Source organism: Hahella sp. CR1 (assembly GCF_029813005.1).
Classification (GTDB): Bacteria; Pseudomonadota; Gammaproteobacteria; order Pseudomonadales; family Oleiphilaceae; genus Hahella.
The window spans coordinates 292,319-305,218 of the sequence record NZ_JAPELK010000001.1; the positions used below are offsets into that span (position 1 = coordinate 292,319).

Below are 12,900 nucleotides of genomic sequence, written 5' to 3' on the forward strand. Positions count from 1 at the left end.
TGCTTTTGTAAAGGTAACGCATGTCAAAGTTGTACGCCGCAATCTGTTCGCTTCTGCTGACCGCTTTCCTGAGCAGCGCCGCTCAGGCGACGCCTGTTGTTTTAAACGCTTATGACTCCGGCTGGTATAAGTCCAACGGTTACCATTCGCCAAGCAACACCAACTATTACACGGACAAGAAGCACAACAACTTCTTCGCCTTCGACATGAGTGAAGTGGAAGGCTCCATCGTGTCCGCCACCTTGAGCATTTTCAATCCATGCAACGGTTACGAATCCAACGATTATTCCGAGTGGTTCGCCCTGTTTGACGTGAACACCGATATCAGCACCTTGCTGTCTGGCTTTGGCGGCGTTAACGCATACAATGACCTGGGTTCAGGCGAATTGTTCGGCGCTACCCGCGTATCCTGGAGCAGCAACTACAGCTACATCGACATCGTACTGAACGGCGCTGCGCTGACTGCATTGAACGCAGCCAACGACCTGTTCGCCCTGGGCGGCAGCCTGATCACCGCCAATGACGGCATTGACTTCCTGTTCGGCTACTCCAACAAGGGCTATAACGGCGGCAACATCAAACTGAAGCTGGAAACCGAGTCCGTACCGGTCAGCGAACCCGGCGTACCAGCGCTGCTGGCGATCGCTTTCTGCGCCTTCTTACTGAACCGCAAAAGCGCAACCAACAAAGCCTGATCCCTACCGCGGCGTACGAAAACCGGAGCATGGTCTCCGGTTTTTTTTCGTCCTGAATATGCCCTCCGGCGTTAAGCGCCATCTTCTTGTCTTCATTAGAATAATTACCACTTGCATTTACGCCGGCACAGGATAGGCTGATGAGTCTGTCGCGCCGCGCGCGGCGCGTCCCTTCCAGTCTGTACACAAGGAATCCTATGGCCTCGCAATCCCAGTCCAGCTTTCAGGCGCTGCTGAGCCTGCTGCGCTACGCTCGTGGCTACCGGCGACGCATCATCGCCGCCGGTTCGTGTTCAATCATCAACAAGCTCTTCGACATCGCTCCAGAAATCCTCATCGGCATCGCCATCGACGTCGTGGTGAACAAAGAGCAGAGTTTCGTCGCCGCGATGGGATTCAACACCCCACAGCAGCAAATCCTTGCGTTAGGGGTTTTGACGTTTTTCATTTGGGCCGGCGAGTCCATTTTCGAATACCTCCACTTGATCATGTGGCGCAACCTGGGTCAGGTATTGCAGGCGGATCTCAGACAGGACGCCTATGACCATGTCCAGCGTCTGGATATGGCGTTCTTCGAGTCGCGCAGCTCCGGGCAGCTCGTCTCCATCATCAATGACGACGTCAACCAGTTGGAGCGCTTCCTTGATGGCGGCGCCAATAACCTGATTCAGGTTTTCGTCACGGTAGTAGCCGTCGGCGGCGTCTTCCTGGCGATATCTCCCTTTATCGCCATGCTGGCCTTTACCCCGATTCCTATCATTATCTGGGGCGCGTTCTTCTTCCTGAAGCGGGCCAATCCTCTGTACGCAGACGTGCGTGAGAAAGTGGGCGGGCTGGCGTCCCGTTTGGCTAATAACATTGGCGGCATCGCCACGATCAAGAGTTTTACCGCGGAAGCGCAGGAATCCGAACGCCTGCGCGAAGCCAGCGACGCCTATGTTCAGGCCAACCGCAAGGCGATCGCAGTCAGCTCCGCTTTCATTCCGGTTATTCGGATGGCGATTCTGGCGGGCTTTCTCGCCACCTTCACCGTAGGCGGTATGCAGGCCTTGTCCGGCGAACTCAACGCCGGCGCTTATGGCGTTCTGGTGTTCCTGACCCAGCGTCTGCTGTGGCCGTTGACCAATCTGGCGCAAACCGTGGATCTGTTTGAACGCGCCATGGCCAGCACCCGACGCATCCTGGGCGTGATAGAAACCCCCATCGACGTACGCGATGAAGGTTCGCGCTCCTTGCCGCAGCCTGTGCGCGGCGAAGTGGACTTCCAGAATGTCAGCTTCGAATACTCCGCTGGCGCGGGCGGCGTGGAAAACGTCAACTTGCAGGTCAAAGCCGGCGCCACCCTGGCGTTGGTCGGCGCCACCGGGTCTGGCAAGTCGACGCTGATCAAGTTGCTGCTGCGCTTTTACAGACCTAAGCAGGGCTCGATTCTGGTGGACGGCGTGCCTATCGAACAGCTGCCTCTCAAGGAGCTTCGCGGCGCCATTGGTCTGGTCAGTCAGGATGTGTTCCTGTTCGAAGGCAGCATTCGCGACAACATCGCCTATGGCCGTCCCACCGCCAGCGAAGAGGAGATCATCTCCGCAGCCAAAACGGCGGAAGCCTGGGAGTTCATCGCGCGTCTGCCTGAAGGTCTGGATACGGCTGTCGGCGAACGCGGCGTCAAACTATCCGGCGGCCAACGCCAGCGCTTGTCTTTGGCGCGCGCGCTGTTGAAAGATCCACCAATTCTGGTGCTTGATGAGGCCACCAGCGCCGTTGATAACGAGACCGAAGCGGCGATTCAGCGCTCGCTGAAACACATCGCCCATGGCCGCACGGTAGTGATGATCGCTCACCGTCTTTCAACGATTGTCCACGCGGATAATATCGTAGTGGTCGATCACGGCAAGGTGGTGGAGCAAGGCGGCCATCGCCAGTTGCTGGAGCGTAAGGGTATGTACTGGTCGCAATGGCAGGTGCAGACCGGCGGCGAAGCGGAAGTGGAGACGGTGTTCTCCTGAGGAAGTCGTAAGAAAGTTAAGGCGTCCATGCTGAGACGCCTTAGCTTCCCTCCAGATAGCGATTAACGATAGCGTCGAATTCGCCGCTCTGTTGCAAGCTCTGCAATGCCTGATTCAGGTTTTCCATAGTTTTCGGCGATACCGAAGCCTTACTCCCCATGATGTAAAACGTGTCGGAAACCAGGCCCAGAGGGTGCACCGCAATCTCGTCTTTCCTGCCGATATCTCTGGCCAGACTGTAGATCACGATGGGGTCGGCGAAGATGCCGTCCACCCGCCTGGCCAGCAGCTTCATCAAGTTCAGTTCGTCAGACACCACGTCTTCGACATGTAGCGGTCCATCGTCTTTCTCAATGTACTTGTTGACGTCATCGCCGTAGAAATAACCCCGCGTCACGCCCAGCCTGAAACGGCTCTGAGTCATTTCCTTGAAGGATTTGAAATGGTAACGGTCGGCGTCTTCGCGGCGGATAATCAGATTGGAGGCGGAGGTGCGATAGGTCTGTGAGAACCATGCATATTCTTCACGCGCCGCCGTCTTCTGCACCGAGGTGGCGAGATCAATTTTACCCTGACGTAATTGCAGCAGATGCCGCTTGAAGGGGATTTCGGAAAACTCCAGCTGACACCCCATTCGATCCGCCACCGCCTGAATCAGCTCAATGTCCAGACCGCTCAGGCTCCCTTCCTCGTTCTTGTACATGTAGGGACGCCAGGATTCCCAGCCAACGGATAATGGACGATCACAATCAGCAAGCGCCGCACTGGTGAGCGCCAAGCATAGCAGTATGCCCAGAACGCCAGTTCTCCGACTGTATTCGCCGCTAGAAAGGGTCATTGCGTTGATCCCGAATACTGTGATTTTCCATTTCAGGCGTTTTTAGTATTGACCCTGAACACAAATTGTTCAATTTATATCCTGACGACCTCCGCAATTTCATTGTGGATCATGCTCTGTGGTGGCGATCAGACGGGAATCAGCCAACGCGGCGGTGCGGTGAATAACGCAGGCTTGATAGTCAGGCATGGACAACATGCGGCGAAATGCCTGGATGGAGGGATAACGCACCAACAGAACCTCATCCCATGTCTCACCCGCAGGCGCGATCACAGACGCCTGGGCCCGTCCCATCCAGAGCAACTCGCCGCCGACTTCGCGCACTTTCTGCAGCGCGGTTTGTGAGTAGGTGGCGTAGGCTTCTCTACCACTGCAATGGACGGAGGCGTCCGCATAGGCGGCGACCTCATGAAACTTCAGCAGGTTCAGCATTACAACGGGCTGATCCGCTGGCATCCGGGCTATCAATTCGGCAAGTTCTTCCCAGTCAGGATTAATCGAGGCCATCGTTTTTTCTCCATTAAATCATAGGCTTCCATCGACCTGTGTCGCACTGGGTCAGCATAATGCCGCGTTATTCCGCTCCTTTCAAAAGTTTGCGGTTCAGGTTCGCCACGGCTTCACGAAAATCCTGCGCCTGGGTAATCGCGGACACTACCGCTACAGAGCTGACGCCGGTGCTCAGGACCGCTTCGATATTACCAAGATTTATACCGCCGATGGCGGTGAGTGGATACTGATGGTTGAGTAACCTAACCCAGCGGGACAGCTTCTCCAGACCGACAATGCGCACTTCCTTGGTTTGCGTCGGAAAGATCGCTCCTATGGCGATGTAGCTGGGCTTTATCGACGCGGCACGGGCCCACTCAAAGTCGCCATGGGTGCTCACGCCCAGGCGCAAACCGGCATCGCGGATAGCGTCCAGATCAGCGTCAGCAATATCCTCCTGGCCCAAGTGCACGCCATAAGCGCCATGCTTGATCGCAAGACGCCAGTGGTCGTTGATAAACAGGCGACAGCTATAATGCCGACCTAGTTCCGCCGCGTCCTTGATGGCCGCATCCAGCAACCTCAGGTCATCGCTTTTAATGCGCAACTGACAAGTATCAATCCCTAGCGGCAATAACTTACGCAGCCACTCCACCGAGTCCACCACCGGATACAATCCCAAAGGCGATTCGCCGCAATCGGGAAAAGCGGAATAGTCCAGCCAGTCCAGGCGATCGACAATTCTGGGAAAATCCGTCATCTGTGTCGGCCAGCCCAGGCGCGCAATGGGGCCGGGTCCAGGGCCAATGGCGTAACCCTGACGCAACCCCTGTCTCACATAAGCGCTGGCCAACGCCGCCGCATCCGTCAGCGCTTCTCCCCGAGCGACAAAAGCCGCCAATGCGCTGGCGAGCGTGCAGCCCGTGCCGCGGCTATGACGTACAGACAGGCGCGGTTGCGCAAACCAGCAGGGTTGCTCGGACAGCCACACTAAATCCAGACAGGGTCCGTCTTGCGCTGAATGACCGCCTTTGAGCCAGACGCCTTTGGCGCCAAGTTCACGCAGCCGACCGGCGGCGGACAGCATATCCGGCGGGCCGCTGATGCGCATATCCACTAACTGCTCCGCCTCGGGAATATTCGGCGTCACCACATCGACATGAGGAAGCAGCGTTTTCAAGGCCGCCACCGCAAGGCCGAAATGGGAGCCTGTCGTGCTGCCTAACACCGGGTCAAGCACCACCAAGCCGGAGAAGTCGCGCAAAAACTCCCTTAGTACCTCTACCTGTTCCGCATCGGCCAGCAGACCCATCTTAATCGCCGCCGCATCGCCGTCCGCACGCAGGGCCTGCAACTGGTCCCGTAATGCTGATGCGGAAACGGGGTTGATGCTGACAACCTCCTGCGAATTTTGTGCGGTAACGGCAGTGATTGCAGCGCCGCCATGGACATCCAGCCCGTGCAAGGTGGCGAGATCCGCCTGCACTCCGGAGGCGCCCGCGCTATCTGAGGCGGCGATGATCCATACTTTCGGCTTCGGGTCAGTCATAGCGGCGGTTATCTCTCAAAGTGATCGAGCAAACGTGGCGTAAGGGAAGGCTCATTGCGACTGCCGCCGCCAAAAAGGCATGCCTATGGTGGGCGTGCTGGGGCTGGCGGTCTGCCGCGCCAGCATCAGGCCTGCGTTGTAGCCAGCGCGACCGGCTTCCACCGCCATTTTGAATGCGCCGCCCATAGCGACTGGGTCATGGGCCTTGGCGACCGCCGTGTTCAGCAGCACGGCGTCAAAGCCCATCTCCATCGCTTCCGCCGCGTGGGAAGGCGCGCCCAGACCCGCGTCGATAATCATCGGGGTATCCGGTAAACGTTCCCGCAACATGCGCAGATTGTATTTATTCAGCAAACCCTGGCCGGTGCCTATCGGCGCGCCCCAGGGCATCAGCGCCTCACAGCCTGCGTCCAGCAAGCGGCGACACAACACCAGATCTTCCGTGCAGTAGGGCAGCACTTTGAAGCCCCGTTTGCTCAACTCTTTCGCGGCGTCCACCAGTCCATAAGGGTCCGGCTGCAGGCTGTAATCGTCGCCAATAACCTCCAGTTTCAGCCAGTCCGTCTGAAAGATTTCCCGGGACATTTCCGCCAGTGTCACCGCCTCTTTCGCCGACTTACAGCCTGCGGTATTGGGCAGCAGTTTACAGCCGCTGGAGCGGATGTAGTCCCAAATGACTTTGCCATCCTGGTGCGCCGGATTCTGTCGCCGCAGGGACAATGTAATGATCTCGGCGCCGCTGGCGCGCACCGCCTCCAGCATGATGGCCGGCGACGGGTACAACGCCGAACCGATCAGCAGACGACTCGCAAAAGTTTCTCCATACAGAGACAGCTTATCCACGATTTACCTCCGGTGGCGATGGCCACCTGTACTTGTTTCAAGGCGCGTCAGCCACCCGCCACCGGGGCCACCACATCCACCAGATCTCCTGCGCTCACTTTGGTTTGCGCGTAAGCGGAGCGCGGCACGAACTCGCCATTGATGGCGACGGCGAAACCTACGCCCGCGTAGCCGCATGCCTGTAGCACTTCAGATAGGGCGTCGTCGCGCACCTGGGTAGGTTCGCCATTCAACGTAATTTCGATTTCAGGCGGCATATTGTTTCTCGCTGTGAAATTGGTCCAGCACCTGCCCGACCACCACCGGCCCCAACAGATAGCCATGGCGATACAAACCATTGGCGCAGATCAGCCCCGGCTCTCGCGTCACCCTGGGCAGGTTATCTGGCAACGCCGGACGACAGTTGACGCTGGTCTCCACTACCCTCGCCTCCGCAAAAGCCGGATTCAACGCATACAGAGCGCTGCTCAGCTCCAGCGTGGATTGCAAACTGATCGGCGACATATCCGCGCTTTCAATTTCCGTGGCGCCGATAATGATCTGGCCATTCAAGCGTGGAACCGCATATAACTTATAGCGGGGATGCATCAGACGAACAGGACGATTCAGGCTGACTTCGGAAGTTTCAATGATCATGACCTCTCCGCGCACGCCGCGCAGTCCCGTCATATTGCGACTGGCGCCCAGGCCGCGTACGTCGATGACCCAGTCAAAACGCTCGCTGCCGCTGCTCCAATGCATACGGTGGGCGGAGCACTCCACCAGCGTGTCGGAAACCAGGCGAACGCCGCCTTGTCGCAGCGCAGTGAGCAGCGCGTTGAGCAACAGGCGACTGTTGACGTCAGCTTCCGAAGGCAGGTAAAGGCCCTGCTCAAAATGATCCGCCAGCCCCGGCTCCAACCTGGCGACGCCCTCTCGATCCAGCCATTGCAAGGCTTCGTCGGCTGGAAGTTTGGCGTTGAGGTCACGCTGAAACTGCGCTAGCTCCGCCTTATCCAGCGGGTGCGCCACCACCACCGAGCCCGCCTGACGATAGCTGGCCGACATGCCGGTCTGACGTTCCAGCTCGGCGATCCATCGGGGCCAGATATCCAGGCTGCGCATGCCCATGTGGTACACCTCTGGCTCTGCGGACACCAGCTCGCTCAAAGGAGAAATCATGCCCGCCGCGGTCCAGCAGGCGCCGCTAGGCCGCTCGAAGTCTCCAGCGTCAAACAGAGTGACCTCATGGTTCATCAGCGCCAGCCGCCAGGCGCACAAGCGCCCGAGCAGACCGCCGCCAGCGATGCCGATACGCAGCTTAGATTTCATGATACAGACGCCGCCCCGCGTCTTTGTACTTCTGCGACATCTCCTGCATGCCCTGCTCCGCTTCCTGCTGCGACGCGCCCTCAGCCTGCGCACCCTCAGCCTGCGCCTTCTCCGCCTCCAGTTTGGCGGAATAATCGCGTACATCCTGAGTGATTTTCATGGAGCAGAATTTGGGTCCGCACATGGAGCAGAAGTGCGCCAGCTTGTGACCTTCTTTGGGCAGGGTTTCGTCGTGATACGCGCGGGCGGTGTCCGGGTCCAGGGCGATATTGAACTGATCTTCCCAGCGGAATTCGAAACGCGCCTTGGACATGGCGTTATCCCGCAGCTGCGACCCCGGGTGGCCTTTCGCCAGGTCCGCCGCATGGGCGGCGATCTTGTAAGCGATCAGCCCTTGTTTGACGTCGTCCTTGTTGGGCAGCCCCAGATGCTCTTTGGGAGTCACGTAACACAACATGGCGCAACCGTACCAGCCGATCATGGCGGCGCCGATGCCGGAGCTGAAATGGTCGTAGCCTGGGGAAATATCCGTGATCAGCGGCCCCAGCGTGTAGAAGGGCGCTTCTTTGCAGTGCTTGAGCTGCTCTTCCATGTTTTCCTTGATCATGTGCATGGGCACATGGCCAGGGCCCTCAATGATGGTCTGCACGTCGTGCTTCCAGGCGATCTCGGTGAGTTCGCCCAATGTGCGCAGCTCACTGAATTGCGCCTCGTCATTGGCGTCGGCGATACAGCCGGGACGCAGTCCGTCTCCCAGCGAAAAGCTGACGTCATAGGCTTTCATGATCTCGCAGATTTCCTCGAAATGGGTGTAGAGGAAATTTTCCTTGTGATGCGCCAGACACCACTTCGCCATGATGGAGCCGCCGCGCGAGACGATGCCGGTCAGACGCTTGGCGGTCATGGGCACATAACGCAACAGCACGCCGGCGTGAATGGTGAAGTAATCCACCCCCTGCTCCGCCTGCTCAATCAGGGTGTCGCGGAACACTTCCCAGTTGAGGTCTTCGGCGACGCCGTCGACTTTCTCCAGCGCCTGATAAATCGGCACTGTGCCGATAGGAACCGGGCTGTTGCGGATGATCCACTCGCGGGTTTCGTGAATATTTTTACCCGTGGATAAATCCATCACCGTATCCGCGCCCCAACGGGTCGCCCACACCAGCTTCTCCACTTCTTCTTCGATGGAAGACGTTACCGCGGAATTACCGATATTGGCGTTTACTTTCACATGAAAATTGCGGCCGATGATCATCGGCTCCGCTTCCGGGTGATTGATGTTACAGGGAATCACCGCCCGTCCCGCCGCCACTTCCTGACGTACGAACTCCGGGGTGATGTAACGGGGCGTGTTGGCGCCAAAGTTCATGCCGGGATGCTGGCTGCGCATGGCGTTCTCGATTTCCGCCTGCTCCAGAGCCAGATTTTCACGGATGGCGATGTATTCCATCTCCGGCGTAATAATGCCTTTACGGGCGTAATGCAGCTGGCTGACGTTGCCCCCGGCGCGCGCCTTACGGGGAGCGTGACGATGCTCGAAACGCAGATTGTCCAGGGACAGATTTTGCTCCCGGCTTTTGGCGTAAAACGAAGACGAGCCGTGAAGATGTTCCGTGTCGCCGCGCTCATTGATCCAGGCCTCGCGCATGCGTGGCAAACCGCGTCGCACATCGATCTCGACAGCGGGGTCCGTGTAGGGGCCGGAAGTATCATATACCCGCAGCGGTGGGTTCTGTTCCGTAGCGCCATCCTGCAAGGGCGTCGGCGTCAGCGTGATTTCGCGCATCGCCACCCGGATGTCGGGACGACTGCCTTCAGCATAGATTTTTTGGGAAGCGGGAAACGGTTGCGTGGACAGCGCATCCACCTGCGCCGACTCACTGAGTTTGCTGATTTTATTGATATCGATTGTGCCGCCCACAGTACTCTCCTATTTGGTTGTATGGGGTAGCACCAGGGAGGAGAGAGGGCATCAACGTCTTGGTCTGCAATCGGGCCCGCGTCACAATGATGGAGCGCCGCTAAGAACTTTTGATGAACTACTTGTTTCCTACGCTGGTACTAACCAGATCAGGTTCTACGGGCCCCACTGTTGTGGTCTCAGCCTGTTACTCCAGGCACCCCGACAAGATGTGCCGATTAGTTTAGGCTTGGTGGCGGGTGGATGGCAAGTGGGCGTGACTCAACACGCGTTAGGGAGAGAAGTCGTTCCATCGACTAAAAATAATATTTAAATACGGCTTCTACGCCATCACTGGTGTAAGAACCGTTCCAACGCCGCTCATAGTCAAGAATGATTGCATAGTCATCGCCAATGAACTTTGACTGCTTCAGATTGAAAGAGTGGTAGGCCTCGCCTGAGTCAAGCTGATTCCATACTGTCTGATAAGAGATGATGGATTTCATGTCGTAGACTTCATTGATGATCATTCCTGCTTCTGGATCCAGGTATAAATAAGAAGTTCCATCTCCAAACCCGTATCCGCCCATCGCAAGAAAGTAAACACTCATATCTCTGTCTAAGGCAAAGGTCATTCCGAGACCTCCGCTGATATTGGCTGCGCTATGTCGACGTATATGTTCGTCATAATGCTGCTCCAGCCCAACTTCCAGGCGGCCAGACAGGCCTCCCGTGAAGCTATCCCAAGGGATCAAGGATGAGACTGAGTATAACTGAAACCTATCCAGTTTAACTTTCCCGTCTTCAGGTGAGACCAGGAAAGAAAGATCGCCGAGCTTAAGTTCATTTTCACTGAAAAATTGCCGATTATCGTCTTCGATGCCATGAGATGCAGGCAAAAAGCCTACTCTAATGAATGCCTCATCATCGATTAACGCTAAACCGCTATACAACTGGCTGTCCTTTGGCGTTTTTACAGGGTTCTTATATTCCGAAATATCTATTTCGTAGACTTCCTCTTGCCTCGCTTTTCTCTGCTCCACTTTATCCGATAGATTACGCCAAGAGCGCGCATCAATTAGGTCTGTTTCATGCAGGTAATCAGTGTAATAACCAGCAAGCTGAAGCATAAGAAAATCTTGCTCTGGGTTATCCGAATCAGGAAGGTCATTAATTTCATTATGCTCAACTGACTTCTTGACGCTATCGGCCACGCTACGAGGAAGACTTTCCTCCAGCATGCGAATTTTCCATCTGTTTGACGGTAATACCGAAACGTGGTCAATAATTCCCGCCTGATGCGCCTGCTTCACTACATCAAGCGGCGTCATCCATAGGCCATCCATGTTCAATACGCTGGGATCAATAAAAGAAACCATAAAACTGGTTAGCGTTGCGCAGTTATAGTCGTGAAAAAAGTAATCCAATTTTGTCTGCTTTAATTCCCATATGTGGTACTGAATTAATTTCCTTTGGAACTCAGTTGAATCCAGGCGATATTCCCAGACATTTCTCTGTTCACGCCTGAGATACTGATCCAGCTTGTCAGAGTATGGCGTCAGCGCAAAATAACCAGGTTTACCCACCACCAGGCTATCAAACATTATTTTAGGAACGTTAACGCCTTTCACTTCGGTAAAAAAGGAAACGCCATGCTCGACTATGCGTCCTTCATCATTCTTTCCGGAAATCTTTAGCAATATATGTCCCATCATACTCGATGGCTGCGACAGATTTTCAGATGAATAGACCAGATCTATATCATCAATTGGAGCGCGACTAATATATTCTTTCAGGTCAGAACAATTTTCTAAATTAGCAGTATCTATCGACAGTTTCTCGCCAAGCCAATAGTAGCGAGCAGGAAAGCGGCATATTGCCTGATTATTTACCGAGCTATTCAATAAATAGTTTATGGTAAGTACAAGCTCGTTCTTAGGATTAAAGTCTGATCCGGACAGTATAAAAGAATTATCATTAACTTTCGTATTGCCATCTTGAAAGTGAATCAGCGACTTCCAGGCAGGGTCCTGATAAAGCTCTTTTTCTAAGGCGAGGTCAACCACCTCTTTAACAGACGCGGCGAATACAGATGATGCTAAAAAAAGGGAAGCGATTAAGCCTCCCTTAAAAGTATTTTTCATCGCGAAAAATAATTATTTACAGCTAACAGTGATCGAATCTTGGTACTTCCACATTTTCTCAGTTGAGTAGTCAGTGGTGGAACCAAAAGCGCCGCCAGACAGAACATTCACGAAAAATACCGGATCAACACTTTTAGTCATCACGGTTTCTTTGGCGCACTCAGATGAGTCCACAACGATGACTTTGTCTCTGTTCGCACGCTTTACTTCAACAACGCCAGGACCTTCAAAAGGAACGCCGTCGATAGTACCGGAGAACTTCTCTCCGCTCGTGGACAATACATTAACTTTCTGAGTGTCTTCGTTCAGGATAGATGCGCAACCTGCTGAGAAAACCATTGAGGTAAGAGCGATTGCCTTTACTGCCTTAACTAACATTTTAATTCCTCTAAAACTTTTCTTTTTCCTAACCCCATTTAAAAGGGGCGGGCAGTATACATAACTTGCTTTTTGGGGAATAGGTTAAGTTCTCACCTTTATGCCTTAGCTTTGTATGTGTTTAGTTAATCCATTGATTTAAATATGAGTTTCATCAACCAATCAGGCTTACCAAGCCCGCTTTTCGGCATTTCCGGTTAGTCGCTTTTCCTTAAACCAAAACACCGATTCTATTGTGCTTTCTCCTGCTTTATTTTCTTAAAAACAATATTTATTGCCAATAAAAATTGAATTTAACAGGCTTTTGAGGAAACATGAGATGAATCCGACGCGGGCTGAGTTGAAGATTTCTGTCGCCAAGTTGATTGAAACGGCTTATTCGACGGACAAGGGACTGACAGCGAAGATCGTGCGTAGTCAGGGGCCGTTTAAGTTAGCGGTGGATCAGGATGGCAAGGCGACGCTGTCCGGTTCGGCGGGAGTGCTGACCTTCAGCGGCGAGCCGGCGTTAAAGGCGATTGGCGCCAAGGTGAAATGGGTGAGCATTGCGTTCGCCAATGGCGAAGGTAATTTGATCAAGTACAACGCCACGTTCTCGATAGGACTTATCAGTATCACCGTAGGCGGCAGTTTTGATCTTGAGGCGTTAATTACTTCCTGCTCAGGTCTGCTGTGCCGCGCCGCCAAAGCCATGCAGCAACGTAATCACGCCTATGACGAACAACTACGGAACATCATGGGGAACTGAGC

General features: G+C 54.8%; 12 protein-coding genes and 1 riboswitch. Of the genes, 3 read left to right on the forward strand and 9 right to left on the reverse strand.

Annotation, left to right across the window (positions count from 1 at the left end; genetic code table 11):
* Positions 1-20: 20 nt before the first annotated feature.
* Positions 21-695 carry a hypothetical protein gene (locus tag ONV78_RS01330; protein WP_216735356.1) on the forward strand — a complete coding sequence of 225 codons (675 nt, stop codon included), beginning with the start codon at positions 21-23 and terminating at the stop codon, positions 693-695.
* Positions 696-892: 197 nt separating this feature from the next.
* Positions 893-2,698, forward strand: coding sequence for an ABC transporter ATP-binding protein (locus tag ONV78_RS01335; protein WP_279500446.1), 1,806 nt, complete (start codon positions 893-895; stop codon positions 2,696-2,698).
* Between the two features lie 40 nt (positions 2,699-2,738).
* Here ONV78_RS01335 and ONV78_RS01340 read toward each other — a convergent pair whose 3' ends face one another.
* The 9 genes from ONV78_RS01340 to ONV78_RS01380 form a co-directional block, all read right to left on the reverse strand.
* Positions 2,739-3,536 carry a transporter substrate-binding domain-containing protein gene (locus tag ONV78_RS01340; RefSeq protein WP_279500448.1) on the reverse strand — a complete coding sequence of 266 codons (798 nt, stop codon included), beginning with the start codon at positions 3,534-3,536 and terminating at the stop codon, positions 2,739-2,741.
* A gap of 99 nt (positions 3,537-3,635) precedes the next feature.
* Positions 3,636-4,043: a DUF1330 domain-containing protein gene (locus tag ONV78_RS01345; RefSeq protein WP_216735353.1), complete on the reverse strand. Its 408-nt coding sequence runs from the start codon at positions 4,041-4,043 to the stop codon at positions 3,636-3,638.
* A gap of 67 nt (positions 4,044-4,110) precedes the next feature.
* The gene (gene thiE / locus ONV78_RS01350; protein WP_279500452.1) at positions 4,111-5,574 is read right to left on the reverse strand and encodes a thiamine phosphate synthase; all 1,464 of its coding nucleotides are present in this window, start codon (positions 5,572-5,574) and stop codon (positions 4,111-4,113) included.
* A gap of 51 nt (positions 5,575-5,625) precedes the next feature.
* Positions 5,626-6,417, reverse strand: a complete 792-nt coding sequence (locus ONV78_RS01355) for a thiazole synthase (protein WP_216735351.1) — start codon at positions 6,415-6,417, stop codon at positions 5,626-5,628.
* Between the two features lie 47 nt (positions 6,418-6,464).
* Complete coding sequence (thiS, locus tag ONV78_RS01360; RefSeq protein ID WP_216735350.1) at positions 6,465-6,674, reverse strand: sulfur carrier protein ThiS; 210 nt, start codon at positions 6,672-6,674, stop codon at positions 6,465-6,467.
* Positions 6,664-7,728: a glycine oxidase ThiO gene (gene thiO / locus ONV78_RS01365; protein ID WP_279500456.1), complete on the reverse strand. Its 1,065-nt coding sequence runs from the start codon at positions 7,726-7,728 to the stop codon at positions 6,664-6,666. The genes thiS and thiO overlap by 11 nt, the downstream gene beginning before the upstream one ends.
* Positions 7,718-9,649 carry a phosphomethylpyrimidine synthase ThiC gene (gene thiC / locus ONV78_RS01370; protein WP_279500458.1) on the reverse strand — a complete coding sequence of 644 codons (1,932 nt, stop codon included), beginning with the start codon at positions 9,647-9,649 and terminating at the stop codon, positions 7,718-7,720. Before thiC ends, thiO begins: the two co-directional genes overlap by 11 nt.
* A 109-nt stretch (positions 9,650-9,758) precedes the next feature.
* A riboswitch (TPP riboswitch) is annotated at positions 9,759-9,863 on the reverse strand.
* Between the two features lie 82 nt (positions 9,864-9,945).
* Positions 9,946-11,772: a DUF4105 domain-containing protein gene (locus ONV78_RS01375; RefSeq protein WP_279500460.1), complete on the reverse strand. Its 1,827-nt coding sequence runs from the start codon at positions 11,770-11,772 to the stop codon at positions 9,946-9,948.
* Between the two features lie 12 nt (positions 11,773-11,784).
* Positions 11,785-12,150 (reverse strand): hypothetical protein, encoded by a 366-nt coding sequence (locus ONV78_RS01380; RefSeq protein WP_279500462.1) that lies wholly within the window; start codon positions 12,148-12,150, stop codon positions 11,785-11,787.
* Positions 12,151-12,469: 319 nt separating this feature from the next.
* Here ONV78_RS01380 and ONV78_RS01385 point away from each other — a divergent pair, with 319 nt between their 5' ends.
* Entirely contained in the window at positions 12,470-12,898 is a 429-nt protein-coding gene (locus ONV78_RS01385; RefSeq protein ID WP_279500463.1) for a hypothetical protein, read from the forward strand.
* Positions 12,899-12,900 lie beyond the last annotated feature (2 nt).

Excerpts from the sequence above, each read along its gene's own strand:
- ONV78_RS01330 (WP_216735356.1), top strand. The coding sequence starts at position 21 with ATGTCAAAGTTGTACGCCGCAATCTGTTCGCTTCTGCTGACCGCTTTC.
- ONV78_RS01335 (WP_279500446.1), top strand. The coding sequence starts at position 893 with ATGGCCTCGCAATCCCAGTCCAGCTTTCAGGCGCTGCTGAGCCTGCTG.
- ONV78_RS01340 (WP_279500448.1), bottom strand. The coding sequence starts at position 3,536 with ATGACCCTTTCTAGCGGCGAATACAGTCGGAGAACTGGCGTTCTGGGC.
- ONV78_RS01345 (WP_216735353.1), bottom strand. The coding sequence starts at position 4,043 with ATGGCCTCGATTAATCCTGACTGGGAAGAACTTGCCGAATTGATAGCC.
- thiE (WP_279500452.1), bottom strand. The coding sequence starts at position 5,574 with ATGACTGACCCGAAGCCGAAAGTATGGATCATCGCCGCCTCAGATAGC.
- thiS (WP_216735350.1), bottom strand. The coding sequence starts at position 6,674 with ATGCCGCCTGAAATCGAAATTACGTTGAATGGCGAACCTACCCAGGTG.
- thiO (WP_279500456.1), bottom strand. The coding sequence starts at position 7,728 with ATGAAATCTAAGCTGCGTATCGGCATCGCTGGCGGCGGTCTGCTCGGG.
- ONV78_RS01375 (WP_279500460.1), bottom strand. The coding sequence starts at position 11,772 with ATGAAAAATACTTTTAAGGGAGGCTTAATCGCTTCCCTTTTTTTAGCA.
- ONV78_RS01380 (WP_279500462.1), bottom strand. The coding sequence starts at position 12,150 with ATGTTAGTTAAGGCAGTAAAGGCAATCGCTCTTACCTCAATGGTTTTC.
- ONV78_RS01385 (WP_279500463.1), top strand. The coding sequence starts at position 12,470 with ATGAATCCGACGCGGGCTGAGTTGAAGATTTCTGTCGCCAAGTTGATT.